Source organism: Candidatus Omnitrophota bacterium, from assembly GCA_028699255.1.
In the GTDB taxonomy this organism is placed as follows: Bacteria; Omnitrophota; Gorgyraeia; order 2-01-FULL-45-10; family 2-01-FULL-45-10; genus FEN-1322.
In genome coordinates, this window is sequence record JAQVUX010000003.1 from 103,923 (window position 1) to 117,920 (window position 13,998).

13 protein-coding genes are annotated in these 13,998 nt (G+C 46.2%); all 13 read left to right on the forward strand.

The genetic code is table 11. The annotated features are described in order from the left end of the window. The first annotated feature begins 1 nt into the window (after nt 1). The 13 genes from PHS46_03440 to PHS46_03500 all read left to right on the forward strand — a co-directional run bounded on the left by PHS46_03440 (nt 2) and on the right by PHS46_03500 (nt 13,991). A complete protein-coding gene (locus tag PHS46_03440; protein ID MDD3905569.1) occupies nt 2–1,075 on the forward strand; it encodes a histidinol-phosphate transaminase in 1,074 nt (357 codons plus the stop codon). Further along, entirely contained in the window at nt 1,075–1,989 is a 915-nt protein-coding gene (locus PHS46_03445; GenBank protein MDD3905570.1) for a phosphoglycerate dehydrogenase, read from the forward strand. Before PHS46_03440 ends, PHS46_03445 begins: the two co-directional genes overlap by 1 nt. Beyond that, nucleotides 1,986–2,855, forward strand: a complete 870-nt coding sequence (locus PHS46_03450) for an NAD(P)-dependent oxidoreductase (GenBank protein ID MDD3905571.1) — start codon at nt 1,986–1,988, stop codon at nt 2,853–2,855. Before PHS46_03445 ends, PHS46_03450 begins: the two co-directional genes overlap by 4 nt. Beyond that, the gene (locus tag PHS46_03455; GenBank protein MDD3905572.1) at nt 2,852–3,523 is read left to right on the forward strand and encodes a cyclase family protein; all 672 of its coding nucleotides are present in this window, start codon (nt 2,852–2,854) and stop codon (nt 3,521–3,523) included. The genes PHS46_03450 and PHS46_03455 overlap by 4 nt, the downstream gene beginning before the upstream one ends. Further along, the gene (locus PHS46_03460) at nt 3,520–4,164 is read left to right on the forward strand and encodes an HAD-IA family hydrolase (GenBank protein ID MDD3905573.1); all 645 of its coding nucleotides are present in this window, start codon (nt 3,520–3,522) and stop codon (nt 4,162–4,164) included. Before PHS46_03455 ends, PHS46_03460 begins: the two co-directional genes overlap by 4 nt. Then, nucleotides 4,161–6,122, forward strand: coding sequence for a hypothetical protein (locus tag PHS46_03465; protein MDD3905574.1), 1,962 nt, complete (start codon nt 4,161–4,163; stop codon nt 6,120–6,122). The genes PHS46_03460 and PHS46_03465 overlap by 4 nt, the downstream gene beginning before the upstream one ends. Continuing rightward, nucleotides 6,119–7,018 (forward strand): NAD(P)-dependent oxidoreductase, encoded by a 900-nt coding sequence (locus PHS46_03470; GenBank protein ID MDD3905575.1) that lies wholly within the window; start codon nt 6,119–6,121, stop codon nt 7,016–7,018. Before PHS46_03465 ends, PHS46_03470 begins: the two co-directional genes overlap by 4 nt. Further along, nucleotides 7,015–7,929 (forward strand): glycosyltransferase, encoded by a 915-nt coding sequence (locus tag PHS46_03475; protein ID MDD3905576.1) that lies wholly within the window; start codon nt 7,015–7,017, stop codon nt 7,927–7,929. The genes PHS46_03470 and PHS46_03475 overlap by 4 nt, the downstream gene beginning before the upstream one ends. 15 nt (nt 7,930–7,944) lie before the next feature. Then, nucleotides 7,945–9,072 (forward strand): GNAT family N-acetyltransferase, encoded by a 1,128-nt coding sequence (locus PHS46_03480; GenBank protein ID MDD3905577.1) that lies wholly within the window; start codon nt 7,945–7,947, stop codon nt 9,070–9,072. Nucleotides 9,073–9,153: 81 nt separating this feature from the next. After that, nucleotides 9,154–9,981: a class I SAM-dependent methyltransferase gene (locus tag PHS46_03485; GenBank protein ID MDD3905578.1), complete on the forward strand. Its 828-nt coding sequence runs from the start codon at nt 9,154–9,156 to the stop codon at nt 9,979–9,981. After that, complete coding sequence (locus tag PHS46_03490; protein ID MDD3905579.1) at nt 9,981–11,822, forward strand: ElyC/SanA/YdcF family protein; 1,842 nt, start codon at nt 9,981–9,983, stop codon at nt 11,820–11,822. Before PHS46_03485 ends, PHS46_03490 begins: the two co-directional genes overlap by 1 nt. Next, entirely contained in the window at nt 11,815–12,993 is a 1,179-nt protein-coding gene (locus PHS46_03495) for a glycosyltransferase family 4 protein (GenBank protein MDD3905580.1), read from the forward strand. Before PHS46_03490 ends, PHS46_03495 begins: the two co-directional genes overlap by 8 nt. A gap of 17 nt (nt 12,994–13,010) precedes the next feature. Further along, nucleotides 13,011–13,991: a GDP-mannose 4,6-dehydratase gene (locus PHS46_03500; protein MDD3905581.1), complete on the forward strand. Its 981-nt coding sequence runs from the start codon at nt 13,011–13,013 to the stop codon at nt 13,989–13,991. The last annotated feature ends 7 nt before the right edge of the window (nt 13,992–13,998 follow it).

Sequence of the window (13,998 nt, forward strand, 5' to 3'; positions counted from 1 at the left end):
TATGTCGGATGCGAAAAAACATCTTAAGGATATCTACAGGACGCCGCCGAAGGAAGGTTCGAGGCTACGGTGCCTGCGCCTGGATATGAATGAAAATCCGTCGGGATTACCCGGAAACTTTGTAAAGAAAACAGCCGGTAAGATCAACTCAAACGTTTTGTCGTCGTATCCGGAATGCGGCCGGCTGATCAAGAAGATCGCCGAGCGCGAAAATATCCTGCCGGAGAACGTGTCTCTTTCGAACGGGTCGGACGCGGCAATAAAGCATATATTCGACGCGTATATATCGGAGGGCGACAGGGTATTACTTACGGATCCGACATTTGCTATGTATTTCGTATATTGTAAAATATTTAAAGCGGATGTGATAAGCGTCCCGTATCTCCCGGACTTTTCCTTCCCGGAAGAAGATTTTTTAAAAGCTCTTTCAAACGACGTCAGGATGGCCGTTATAGTGAACCCTAATAATCCGACGGGTAGCGTTATAAGCGACGCCGCGATCCAGAGGATCGTAAAGAAGGCGGCAGAGAAGAACGCGCTTATCGTGATAGATGAAGCCTATTTCTATTATTATCCCCGCACAGCGATTCGCCTGATAAAGAAGTTCAAAAACCTGATAGTTTTAAGAACGTTTTCCAAATTGTGCGGTATGGCGAACGCTAGGCTCGGCTATGCCGCCGCTTCCAGAGAGATCGTGGAGAGCTTGAGAAAGGTAACGCCGGGTTTTGATGTAAACGGCCTCGCTGTATTATTCGCGGCAGAATTACTGGATAGCCCGTCGATAATACGTAAAATGATACACCGGTCCGAAGAGGGCAAGAAATATATTGCCCGCAAACTATCGGATCATAAAATCGAATATGTATATGGATCCGCAAATTTCATATTGATCAAATGCGGGCGGAGAACAAAAGATATCATAGCGCGGCTTGCGAAAAAGAATATACTGGTCGGCGGCAATTTTAATCAGGATTTTCTCGCCGATTATATGCGTATCACTACGGGAGAAAAGAGGCTTATGGAAAAGTTCTGGAAGGCCTTTTTCGCCATATGGCGCAGGGAGGGACGTGTTTAATGAATGCCAAAGTCGCTATTTTAACTACATCTTTTGGTGAATACGACAAGTCTCCCGTAGAATTCTGCGAGAGAGCGGGTTATGCGGTTACTTTTAATCCTTACGGCAGAAAACTGAAGCCGGATGAGGTCGTGAGGGTTGCCGGAGAGGCTGTCGGGATCATCGCGGGTACGGAAACCATATCCGCCGATACGCTTTCAGGGTTGCCGCGGCTTAAAGTTATTTCGCGATGCGGAGTGGGGATGGAGAATGTCGATCTCGAGGCCGCCAAGCGGCATGGGATAATAGTATTTAACACTCCGGACGCTCCTACGGAAGCCGTTGCCGAACTTACGATAGGCCTTATCCTTAATCTTCTTCGCAAAACGAGCCGTATGGACAGAGCCGTTAGGAACGGAGTGTGGGAAAAATCGATGGGCAATCTTTTGAGCGGCAAGCATGTAGGAATAATAGGTTTTGGCAGGATTGGAAAGAGGGTGGCGGAATTATTAACCGTCTTTGGATGCGAAGTTATTTATTACGATCCTTTTATAAAAGAAAAATCGCCGGGATTTAAGTCTGTATCGATGGCGGAATTGCTTAAAACCTCGGACATAGTTAGCGTTCATGCTTCGACGAAAGAGACGATATTGAGAGGATCCGAAATATCTTCCATGAAGAAGGGCGGCTGGCTCATAAATATTTCCCGGGGAGAAGCCGTCGATGAGGATGCGTTATATTCCGCCTTGAAGAGCGGGCATCTTGCAGGAGCGGCAATGGATGTTTTTAAAGAGGAACCTTATAAGGGGCCTCTCATAGAATTAAATAATGTTGTTTTGACCCCGCACGTGGGTTCATACGCAAAAGAGTCGCGCATACAGATGGAAAAACAAGCGGTTGAAAATCTACTAAAAGGACTGGGGGGCGCTATATGAAAGCGATAGTATTCGGGGGTTCCGGATTTTTAGGCAGTCATGTTGCCGACACCCTGACGGAACAGGGTCATGATGTTACGATATACGATACTGCCCGTTCAAAATATTTGCATGGTTCACAGAAGATGGTTACGGGCGATATCATGGACGAGAAGCTTGTTGAGCGTACCGTGCAAGGCGCGGATGTGGTTTATAATTTCGCGGGTATTTCCGATATAGAAGAATCTAGCCATCGCCCTCTGGACGCGGTAAAGTTTAACATTCTCGGTAATACTATTATCCTGGATAGCTGTTGTAAGGCGAAGGTTAAGCGCTTCGTATTTGCCAGCTCCGTGTATGTGTACAGTAAGACCGGTTCTTTCTATCGTAGTACGAAGCAGGCCTGCGAACTTCTCATCGAAAATTATAGCGAAGTTTATGGATTGCAGTTTACTATCCTGCGGTACGGTTCTCTGTATGGCCCGCGCGCAGGCGAAGATACCTTCATGTACCGTATGCTGAAGCAGGCTCTCACGGAAAAGAAGATAACGCGCGAAGGGGACGGAGAGGAGATAAGGGAATACATCCATGTCTACGACGCGGCCCGTTGCAGTGTCGAAATATTATCGGAGGAGTTTGCCGGGCAGTATGTCATTATAACGGGTAATCAGCAGATGAAAGTGAAAGACCTGCTTTTGATGATAAATGAGATGCTTGGCAATTCGATAGCCATAGAGTATATAGCGCCTAAAAATAATTTTCATTATGAAATCACCCCGTACACCTTTACGCCGAAGATAGCGAAGCGGTATATTAGCAAGACATATCTGGATCTGGGCCAGGGCATCCTGAAATCTATGCAGGGTATCTACGAAGGGTTGAAATGAAAAAGCTTATCGCTCTATCGTATCCCATAGACGACGAGACGCCTCTGTATCCGGGAACTCCGCCCGTGGAGTTTAAAAAAATAAAAGACCAAGGCTCCGGCGATAGTTGTAACACGTATTACGCCGGAATGTCGAACCATTCCGGAACGCATATAGAGGCCTCCGGCCATTTTTATCGGGGCGGCAGGACGATAGCTGATTGCGCTCGTACGGAGTTTTTTTACGAAAAACCGCTGATTGTCGACTGTCCGAAAGATAAAAATGAGATGGTAGAAATTAAAGATATGAAATTAAAAATCGGCACATCGGCTCCGGATATTCTGCTGATAAAGACCGGATTTTCACGGCACAGGTCGGATCCTGATACTTATTGCCGTAAAAACCCGTATCTTTCCACGGAAGCCGCGAGGTGGTTGCGCAGTAATTTTCCCGGGATTAAGACTATAGGAATAGATTGCATCTCGTTCTCGTCCTATCTGCACAGAGATATCGGGCGCGAAATACACAAGATATTGCTTTCGTCCGAAGGGGAAGATAAGGGCGGTCTTTTATTACTGGAAGATATATATATACCGGCGGATGTAAAAAAACTGGACCAGGTAGCCGTGTTTCCCGTTTTCCGAGGAGCGCTTGACGCCTCACCATGCGTCATTATAGGGATACTATGATCAGAAACGTGTTTTTAGATTTCGATGGAGTGGTTGTTGAGTCCGTGGACATAAAGACGCGCGCCTTTGCGAAATTATTTGAAGTGGAAGGCCCCGCCGTTATGAAAAAAGTAATCGATTACCATGTCAATAATACAGGCGTATCCCGTTATGATAAATTCCGCTATATATACAGCGAGATATTAAAACGCTCTCTGCCGGAAGATGAGTTCCGGAGGCTTTGCGATTCTTTCGCGCGGCTCGTTCTGGATGCGGTAGTGTCGGTTCCGTATGTAAAAGGGGCAAAAGAATTCCTGAGTAGCTGTGCTTCGAAATATCGCCTGTTTATTGTATCTGCTACGCCTCAAAAAGAGATAGAGGAAATAGTAAAAAGGCGCGGTATAGCAAAATTCTTCAAAGGCGTATACGGCGCCCCGAACAGCAAGGCCGATTCGGTTAAAAATATACTCGCGGAAGATGGTACCGATCCCGCGGACTCGGTATATATAGGAGATGCTTTAAGTGATTACACCGCGGCCAAATCGAATGGAGTTAAATTCATCGCGCGGATAAACAACAATGAAGAGATATTCGCCGGTATAGATTGCCCGAAGGTGAAGGATCTCGACGGGGTCGACCTGAAGATAGGATCGTTGCGATGAAACTGCTGGTGATTTTTGACAACTCGATCGATATCGAAAAATTAAGGCTTATCCTGGATACCGTAAGCACTGAAGGCGTGGCTATTTTTCCCTTAACAGCGGAACAGATCATATCGGACAGGGTCAAAGGCGTACTCGGGGAAAAATTCAATGACATCGAATATATAGACAGCATAACGGAAACCGAAAAGCAGGTCGGAATAATCAGGGGCGGCATATCGAAATGGTCCGCCGATATAGGTGATGGCAAAGTAGGTGCCCGGACTGTTAAAGAGCGTCTGATCCTGCCCGGATATGACGTAAGCGCCTGGTGGCTTAGTTTTTTAGCCGAAAAGAGCACATGCAAGACAGACGCCTTTTTTCGGTTGGCGCAGGCGCGCGCGGTCAAAGTTTTGCTTGCCGGAGGGAAATATAAGGCCTGTATCGAAGCGGTGTCGGATGAAGGTTTGCGAAAGTCCATACTGTTAACCGCTATAAAAAATAATGTGTGTCTAAAGACAGTTTCGGCGTATCGCAAAAAGGGCACGACAGTAGCGGTCTACCTTATTAAGAGTTTCCTTTACGGCGCTCAATTTTTTATGCGCGCCTGCTATGCCCGTCGAGTCCTCGGGCCCTTCGGGAAAAGAGAGCCGGCTCAGAAATCACTTCTTTTTGTTACATACTTTCCTGCCGTCGAAATAAGCGGAAAAGATAACGGTGTATTCAGGAATAAATATGCGACGGCTCTCCAGGATAAGCTAAAAGAGCTCCGGATCCCGGTGGCCTGGCTTTTAATGTATTGCCTCGGTCCGGACAGCGGTAGCTTTAATGAGGCGGTCAAGACTGCTGAGAGATTTGCCAAAGGCGGCGATAGACTTTTCATGCTCGAGGAGTTCCTCGCGTTAAAAGATTTTGTAAAAAGTATTGCGTTATGGCTACGTCAGGTATTTATAGCCGGCTCGCTGATCGGAGATATTGATAAAAAAATACTTTTGGCCGCGCCATTCGGAGAAGAAAGCGAGCCCATTATACGAGAGCTGTGGAACGAATCCTTCTATGGCCCGAAAAGTATCGACGGTATATTGCATTTTATCGCCTTTAAAAATATTTTTACAACCGTTCCGAATATCGGTGCCTGTCTTTATTACTGTGAGATGCAGGCGTGGGAAAAGGCGCTAAATGCCGCTAAAAAATATAACCGTGAGAAGATGGGGACGATAGGGTTTCTGCATACCTCGGTATCGAGGAATGATTTTCAGTATCTTTACGGTAAGGGCGAGCTGGATATAGAAAACGGTGTTTCGGCCCTGCCTCAGCCGGATACGCTGGTTTGTAATGGCGAAGCCGCGTATGATTACTTTACGCGTTTAGGATATCGAGACGTAGTCAAGGCCGAATCGATCCGTTATTTGTATCTCGATAAAATATTGACGTCGGAGATATCTCATCCGGCAGAGGCTCGGCCCATATTGCTGGTGGCAGGATCCCTGAAAGAATCTGAGTCGACCCCTTTAGTTGTTATCGCCGATGCCGCCGCGGCCGGGAACAAGGATTGGGAAGTATGGTTCAAATGGCATCCCGCCGCTTTACCACTGGATAAGATATTCGCAAAGCTGGGCATAGACAGGGCCTCGGCAGGATATTTAATACGCACGGATAATATATCAGATTGTCTTTCGCGGGCTACGGCGGTTATCGTTCCGACGAGTACAGTTGCCATCGAGGCGCTCGCTTTCGGTTGTGAGGTCATAGTCCCGTACTTTCCGAATTCTATTCAGCTGAATCCGTTGACGGATTTTGACGGCTACTGTCACAAGGTGAGATCTTCCGCGGAACTTGCGGAAACCTTAAAAAAGATCGCCGGCGGATACCGCCTGCATACGATACGCGAATACCGGGATTTTATACGAAGGTACTGGTGTCTTGATGAAAAGCTTGGTAGGTGGGAGGACATATTGAAGACAAGGGCTAAAATATGAACGTACTTATAACGGGAGCGACCGGCCTTCTGGGCAAATCCCTGGTAGAGACGAAGGACGTTTCCGATAAGATAACGGGTGTCTATCTTGGCAAGTACAAGATAAAGGATGCCGATGGCGCGACGTACCGTTCTCTGGATATTCAGGACGGGGAGGCCGTTCGTAGCGTTATCCGTAATAATAATATAGACGTGGTTATTCACACGGCAGGCGCTTCAGACGTAGATTTTTGCCAGACGCATTATGAGTCCGCATATGGTTCTAATGTGGCGGGAACGCGGAATATAATTAACGCGTGCGAAGAAAAAGGGATAAAGTCGATCTATATATCGACCAACGCGGTTTTCGACGGCAGGCATCCGCCGTATAAAGAAGACGATATTACTAATCCGATAAACAAGTATGGCGAATTGAAGCTGGAATGCGAGGCGATCGTAACGGGCCGGATAAAGGACCATATAATCGTCCGGCCGATACTTATGTACGGCTGGAATAATGCCAATGAGAGGAAGAATCTTGTTACCGCGCTTTTGGAAAAACTTCCGAAAGGCGAGCCGGTAAATATGGTGACAGATATTTACGATAATCCTTTATCGTCGTGTCAATGCGCGGAATCGGTCTGGGCGCTTATACGGAAAGGCAGTCGCGGCATTTATCATGTTGCCGGCAGGGATATCGTCAATCGCTATGAATACGCCATGGAAATAGCGGATGTTTTTGGCCTGAACCGTGGCTTGATCAAGGCCGTAGACAGCAGTTTTTTCCCGAATATAGCCCCGCGGCCTAAGAATACCTCCTATAGCACGAAAAAACTTGAGAAAGAAATTGGTTTTTCCCCTCTGGGATTAAAAGAAGGGCTTGCCCTTATGAAAAATTCTCGGGAAGGGTGCTTATGAAAGACCGTATCGCGGTAAGCGTGGTTATCACGGCATACAATCACGGAAGATATATCGGCGAAACAATAAAGTCGGTGCTCAATCAGTCATTTCAAGATTTTGAAATAATAGTATTAGATGACGGCTCTCCAGACAATACCAGGGAAGTGGTTTTGGGATTTAAAGACAGCAGGATAAAGTATTATTATCAGAAGAACAGCGGATTGCCCGCGTGCGGCAGGAATGCCGGTATCGTCCTGGCGCAAGGTAGATATATAGCGCTTATGGACGGAGATGATTTCTGGCACCGGGATAAACTGTTAAAGAGCGTTAAGGTGTTGGATGATATGCCGGATATCGCGCTCGTCTGCCACAATGAGAATATAGTGAATGGCGATAAGGTGGTCAAACAGTCTTCTTATGCGCAACTTCAGGAAGATATGTACAGCCAGTTGCTCTTCAGCGGAAATTGCCTACACACTTCCGCGGTTATTTTCCGTCGGGAAGTGTTTTTCGGGGATGGTTTTAAATTTTGCGAGGACAGGGACCTTTACACGGTAGAAGATTATGAATACTGGCTGAGATTATCGCGGGAGTACAAATTTTATTTTATGCCTGAGGTTCTCGGATCTTGCAGGATAACGGATACGGGCGCTTTTCAGGCCAGCGAAGGAGCGAATGCCGCAAATATGCTTAAGCTCCTTGACCGGGAATTCGCCAAGATGACGGTAAAGACGAAGGAGACGGCGGAGAAGATGAAAAAGCGTCGCTCCGCGGTCATGTCCGCGGCGGGAAGGCTTTTTAACCATAAAGGTAATTTCGCCGATAGTAAAAGATGGTGTTATGAAGCGATGAAAGAATTTCCGTTCAATTATAAAGCATATGCGCTTTTTCTGGCATCCGCTTTTAAGTTTAAAATACAGTATAAATAGAACCGAAAGCATGTAATGAGCCTTACAATACGCGTCATCAAAGATTTTGATGAGCTCCTTCCGCTCGGGGAGGGGTGGGATTCCGTCGTTTCTTCCATGGAATACCCGATGCCCTTCATTACCCATTCGTATGTGTATCTGGCGCTAAAATATCTTTGCCGGGATAAAAAACTGCACGTAATAACTGCCTGGGACGGCGAAAAGCTTATAGGCATATTACCATTATACAGGTCATCATACAGGATGGTAAAGGTGTTCAATTTTTCATGTCTGCAGTCCCTTAATGACTGCTCGAATGTTATTTGCAGTTTGCGCGACTTAGATAGGGTTCTCACCGCCGTCAAAAAACACCTTGACGATATATCCGCTACGTGGGAGCTTCTTCTCCTGTACAAGTTTCCGACGGCTTACAAGACTGTCGAGGCGCTAACCGTTAAACTTGCTGACAGGAATATGTATGCAATTACAAAAACCACCGATGATTCATACTACATAGATATGAAAGGGAGTTTCGATGAGTATTTCAGAGGATTGAATAAGAAATTCAGGGACAATAGAAGGAATATGAATAATAAAATGTCCCGCGAAGGCAAAGTGGAGTTCGAGGTAATAACGAAATATGACGCTGTCTCGCTCGATTCTTTCTTTGCTATCGAAGATACCGGGTGGAAAGGAGAAGGGGCCAATTCTATAAAGCTCAGAAAGCAGGTTGAATATTACAACGAACTTTCTCGGGCATTATCCGAAAAGAAGCACTTATTACTGGCGGTGCTAAAGGTTGGCGGGGAGCCGATAGCGGCTATTTACGGGTTTTTGTTCAATGGTATATTCTATTTATCAAAGATAGCGGTGAACTACGCATACCCGGGACATAAGCAGTTTTCGCCCGGCCAGGCCATCCTATACCGTTTGATCAAATATTGTTTCGATGAAAAGCTGAAAAGATTTGATTTTTACGGCCCTTTTTATTCATATGAGGCCCATTGGACCCGGAATATAAACGAAAAAAAGACGATATTGGTTTTTAACGGAAGAAGAGCCGCAGTAAAGAGTTGCGTTATTCTTAAGAAGAGCAGTGACCTTTTGAAAGCGATATTTTGCAAAACCGCTGTGGATCAAAAAGTCCCTCATCCCGCCCGGTAAAGCCCTATTATATTATATTGATTCTTTGTCCTAATCATAATATAATACTGTTCTTGTTAATTTTACCGGGACATGAGCTCGATGCATATAAATGGCTTAAAAGATACCGAAAAGACCTATAGCCTTTTGTGGTCCAGAACGGCGGATGAGATACCGTACAATGGTTATCATTATGCCGCGATGCAGGCGGTTATTAAAGAGCCTATCGTAAGGGGCCGGACAGGCATAGAGGTGGGCTCGGGCAGTGGCTATGATGTATGCGCTATGGCCGAAAAGAACCCTTCAGTTAAGTTTATAACCATAGATATTTGCGACGGCATATATGTAACAGCCAAACGGGTTTCGGGGCTAAAAAATGTTGTTGCTGTAAAAGCTTCGGCATTGGACATTCCCGCGAAGGATGAGAGCTTTGATTTCGCGTATTCATTCGGCGTACTGCATCACACACCGGCTCCAGGTAAGGGTCTTTCTGAAATATCGCGGGTACTGAAGAGGGGCGGCCCGGCATTCCTCTATCTGTATGAAGATCACTCCGAGAATATTTTTAAATATATTCCGCTTAAAATAGTAACGTTTGTAAGACGCCTTACCGTTCTCATACCGAAGAGACTGCTTTATGTCCTTGCATGGCTGGCATCGCCTTTTGTCTATATTATCTTTACCGTTCCGTCGAAGATACTGGCGAAATTCGCTTCTACAAAACATGTGGCGGGCCAGATGCCGTTCAATTTCGGCGCCGGGCCATTTTCGCTACGGGGAGATATTTATGATAGATTTGCCGCGCCGATAGAATACAGATTTTCCAGGCAGGGTGTTCGGGATATGTTCGCAAAATGTGGATTTAAAGATATAGAGATTACCAGGTTGCGTGATACGGCGGGTTGGGTAGTATGGGGGTATAAAGCGTAATGCTTAAGAATGAAAATATTATATGTATTTCTTCTATCGATTGGGATTTCATCTGGCAGGGCCATCAGGAGATAATGTCGACATTCGCCGCCAATGGCAACCGAATATTGTTCGTCGAAAATACGGGGGTGAGGCCGCCAACCCTGCAGGATTTTCCGAGGCTTATGAAACGGGCGCGCAACTGGATCCATAGTGTAAAGGGTATCAGAAAGGAAGGCGACAATCTTTATATCTATTCTCCGATAGTCCTTCCGTTCCCATATTCCCGCATAGCCCGTTTTATTAATAGGCATCTTATCATCTCCGCCTTAAAACGATGGATAAAATCGGTAAGTTTTTCAAATCCTATAATATGGACATTCCTGCCCACGGGGCTCGTCCTCGATATAATCAAAGCCGTGGATTCTAAGGCGGTAGTTTATTATTGTATAGATAATTTTGAAGCCAGTTCCCCCCAGGCGGGGCGGATACGGCACACGGAAAATAAACTTCTCGAGAGGGCCGACCTTGTATTCGTGACCTCCCAAAATCTTTACGACAAGTGCGTGCTTTACAGCGATAACGTCAGGATATTCCCGTATGGCGTGAATTTGGAAGTGTATGAAAAATCTCTGAAAAGCAAAAGCGAGACACCTGTGGATATCGCCGCGATCCGTCACCCGATAGTAGGCTATGTAGGGGGTGTGCATAAATGGATAGACTTTGAGCTTATAAAGTTCCTATCCAAAACCAACCCTGATAAAGCTTTCGTTTTTGTGGGGCCATTGCAGAGGAGCATAGCCGAATTTGAAGGTATCGACAATGTTCATTTTTTAGGACAGAAGAGATATGAGGAACTGCCGCTTTATATTTCACAATTCGATGCTTGCGTAATCCCATACACGATATCGGAATATACCAGTAACGTGTATCCGACAAAAATAAACGAGTATCTTTTTCTTGGTAAGCCGGTAATATCTACCGCTATCCCGGAGGTCGAAGCGTTTAACAGCCGCAATGAAGATGCCGTCCTGATAGGCCGGACAAAAGAAGAGTTTTCGGCCCATATAGATAGGGCCGTTTCTCGGCGAAGCGCGGAAGATGCCGTAAAAAAGAGAGTCGAGGTTGCGATAAGGGAAGGGTCCTGGAAAGTCAAGATAGAGAAGATGTCGGAGCTTATCGAAGAGAAGGTAATCGAGAAGGAGCGTCAGCGTCTTATACATTGGAAGGATAATTTTCTATTGTTGTACAAGAAAAGACTGGCTCCCGTTATTATTTTTGGCGCCATAGCGTATCTTCTGCTCTTTCATACGCCTTTTATATGGCTTGTCGCAAAACCGCTTAAGCTGTCATCCCCTATAAAAAATGCAAATGCGATAATAGTGCTTGCCGGTGGCGTAGGGGAATCCGGCAAAGCGGGCCAGGGATACGAAGAGCGGGTAAAATACGGGGTGGAGCTTTATAAAAAAGGATATGCGCCCGAGCTTATATTCTCATCGGGGAATACGTATGTTTTTAAAGAGGCGGAGGTCATGAAGGCGCTAGCATTATCTCTCGGGATCCCGGAGAGAGCAATAATCATCGAAGAGTGCGCCTCGGGTAGTTATGAAAATATAAAATTCTCAATGGACCTTATCAGGGGGCTGAACCAGAAGAGCGCTATTATTATAAGCTCGCCGTACCATATGTTGCGTGTTTCTTTGATCTGCAAAAAGGTGGCCCCGGATATAGAATGCATATACGCGCCCATTCCGACCAGTTACTATTATGGTGACGAGAAACGTGTAGAATTAAAACATATCCGAGGCATCATTTACGAATATGTCGCTATATTATATTATCGCCTGAAAGGTTATGTGTAATAGCGTGAAAAAAATAGTCAGAATAATTGCCAGGCTGAATATAGGCGGGCCGGCCATACATACGATATTATTGAACAGCGGTCTTAATAAAGGCGGCTATAAGGACGTGCTGGTATCCGGCAGGATAAGCGAATCCGAAGGTAACATGATGTATCTTGCCAGGGATAACAACGTCGAGCCTGTTATAATACCGGATCTTGGCAGGGATATATCTTTAATAAAGGATATTAAAGCGTTATTCGGGCTCTATTGTCTAATCCGGCGGGAGAAGCCGGACATAGTGCATACGCATACCGCTAAAGCCGGGACTCTCGGCCGAATAGCGGCGGTGTTGGCGGGTGTGCCTGTGAGGATACACACCTTCCATGGCCATGTTTTTAACGGTTACTTCAGCCCTGCGAAAGCTATGATATTTATCTGGATAGAAAGGGCGCTGAGCGTTTTTACCGACAAAATTATTGTGGTGAGCGAAAGCGTTAAAGGCGAGATATCGAAAAAGTTGAAGATAGCGGACAGCGGGAAGTGCGTTGTGATACCGCTGGGACTTGAGCTCGACAAATTTCTCGACGGTGCGAATGTAAAAGGCAGGTTCCGTAAAACGTGGGGGGTGTCTTCGGATACGCTGTTGGTGGGCATAGTCGGCAGGTTGGTGCCCATAAAGAATCATTCTTTTTTTCTGAAGGTGGCTAAGAAGATCAGGGAGACCGCGCCGGGGCTGAACGTCAGATTTGTTGTAATAGGTGACGGAGAGCTCAAAAAACCTCTTATTGAAATGGCGGGGAAAATGGGGCTTGGCGACATAATATTTACCGGCTGGATCAAAGAACTGCCCGAGGTATACGCAGACCTCGATGTAGTGGCCCTGACGTCTTTGAACGAAGGAACCCCGGTTTCTTTGATAGAAGCTATGGCTTCCGCGAAAGCCGTTATCTCGACCGACGTCGGAGGGGTCAAGGACATTGTCAGACCCGGCGAGACGGGTATTCTCGCGAACAATAACGATATAGACGGATTTTCCGCGTCACTTTTGAAACTTTTGAAGAATGGGCAGGAAAGGGAAGCGATTGGCCTTCGCGGCAGGGAGTTCGTCCGCGTGAAATATTCGAAGGAGCGGCTTTTGAAAGATATAAAATCCGTATACGAAGAGTGTCTTAGTAAGAATAGAAAATAGAAAGAGAGGAATCGCAAATGAAAAATTTAATTACCGGCGGCGCGGGTTTTATAGGATCACATCTGGCCGAGGAGTTGCTGAATAGGGGGGAAAAGGTCGTTGTTATCGATAATCTGTCGACCGGCAGTATGAAGAACATAGCGCATCTTAAATCGAACCCCAATTTTTCATATCACATTGACACGATAATGAATCATAAACTTATGGCACGGCTTGTGAAGGAGTGCGATTTAATATATCACCTGGCCGCGGCCGTCGGAGTAAGGTATATAATCGAGAACCAGCTGGAATCCATAAAGACCAATGTCGGGGGTACCGAGATCGTACTCGGCCTGGCAAGCGCCGCGAAGAAGAAAGTCATTCTGGCGTCGACTTCCGAGATATACGGCAAGGACAGGCCCGGCAAGCGCATATTTAACGAAAACGATGACAGGGTATTGGGCCCTACATCAATATCGAGATGGAGCTACTCCTGCACAAAGGCGCTTGACGAATTCCTGGCGCTGGCATATTGGCGGGAGAAAAAACTTCCTGTGGTTATCGTCAGATTTTTCAATACATGCGGCCCCAGACAGACCGGCAGATACGGCATGGTCGTGCCGCGTTTTATAAAACAGGCCATTGCCGGAGAGCCGATAACCATTTACGGCGACGGGAAGCAGACCAGGTGCTTTACAAACGTATCGGACGCGGTTAAGGCGATAATAGCTCTGTCGAGAAAAGGGAAAGCGGTAGGGGAGGCGTTCAATATCGGCAATCCTAATAACAAGATAACGATAAACGCCCTGGCGAAGAAGGCTAAAGCTATGACGCATTCACGCTCCACGATAAAACACATATCATACGCAAAAGCCTATGACAGCGGGTTCGAGGACATGAGACACAGGGAGCCGGACATTTCAAAGCTTAAATCCGCGACCGGGTTCAGGCCGTCCGTGGGCATGGACGATATGCTGACCGGCATCATAGAATATATAAAAAAAGAGAATAAAAAATAAGGGTATA

Bases quoted from the DNA above. Each gene is read 5' to 3' on its own strand.
- PHS46_03440 (MDD3905569.1), top strand. From the start codon at position 2: ATGTCGGATGCGAAAAAACATCTTAAGGATATCTACAGGACGCCGCCG.
- PHS46_03445 (MDD3905570.1), top strand. From the start codon at position 1,075: ATGAATGCCAAAGTCGCTATTTTAACTACATCTTTTGGTGAATACGAC.
- PHS46_03450 (MDD3905571.1), top strand. From the start codon at position 1,986: ATGAAAGCGATAGTATTCGGGGGTTCCGGATTTTTAGGCAGTCATGTT.
- PHS46_03455 (MDD3905572.1), top strand. From the start codon at position 2,852: ATGAAAAAGCTTATCGCTCTATCGTATCCCATAGACGACGAGACGCCT.
- PHS46_03460 (MDD3905573.1), top strand. From the start codon at position 3,520: ATGATCAGAAACGTGTTTTTAGATTTCGATGGAGTGGTTGTTGAGTCC.
- PHS46_03465 (MDD3905574.1), top strand. From the start codon at position 4,161: ATGAAACTGCTGGTGATTTTTGACAACTCGATCGATATCGAAAAATTA.
- PHS46_03470 (MDD3905575.1), top strand. From the start codon at position 6,119: ATGAACGTACTTATAACGGGAGCGACCGGCCTTCTGGGCAAATCCCTG.
- PHS46_03475 (MDD3905576.1), top strand. From the start codon at position 7,015: ATGAAAGACCGTATCGCGGTAAGCGTGGTTATCACGGCATACAATCAC.
- PHS46_03480 (MDD3905577.1), top strand. From the start codon at position 7,945: ATGAGCCTTACAATACGCGTCATCAAAGATTTTGATGAGCTCCTTCCG.
- PHS46_03485 (MDD3905578.1), top strand. From the start codon at position 9,154: ATGCATATAAATGGCTTAAAAGATACCGAAAAGACCTATAGCCTTTTG.
- PHS46_03490 (MDD3905579.1), top strand. From the start codon at position 9,981: ATGCTTAAGAATGAAAATATTATATGTATTTCTTCTATCGATTGGGAT.
- PHS46_03495 (MDD3905580.1), top strand. From the start codon at position 11,815: ATGTGTAATAGCGTGAAAAAAATAGTCAGAATAATTGCCAGGCTGAAT.
- PHS46_03500 (MDD3905581.1), top strand. From the start codon at position 13,011: ATGAAAAATTTAATTACCGGCGGCGCGGGTTTTATAGGATCACATCTG.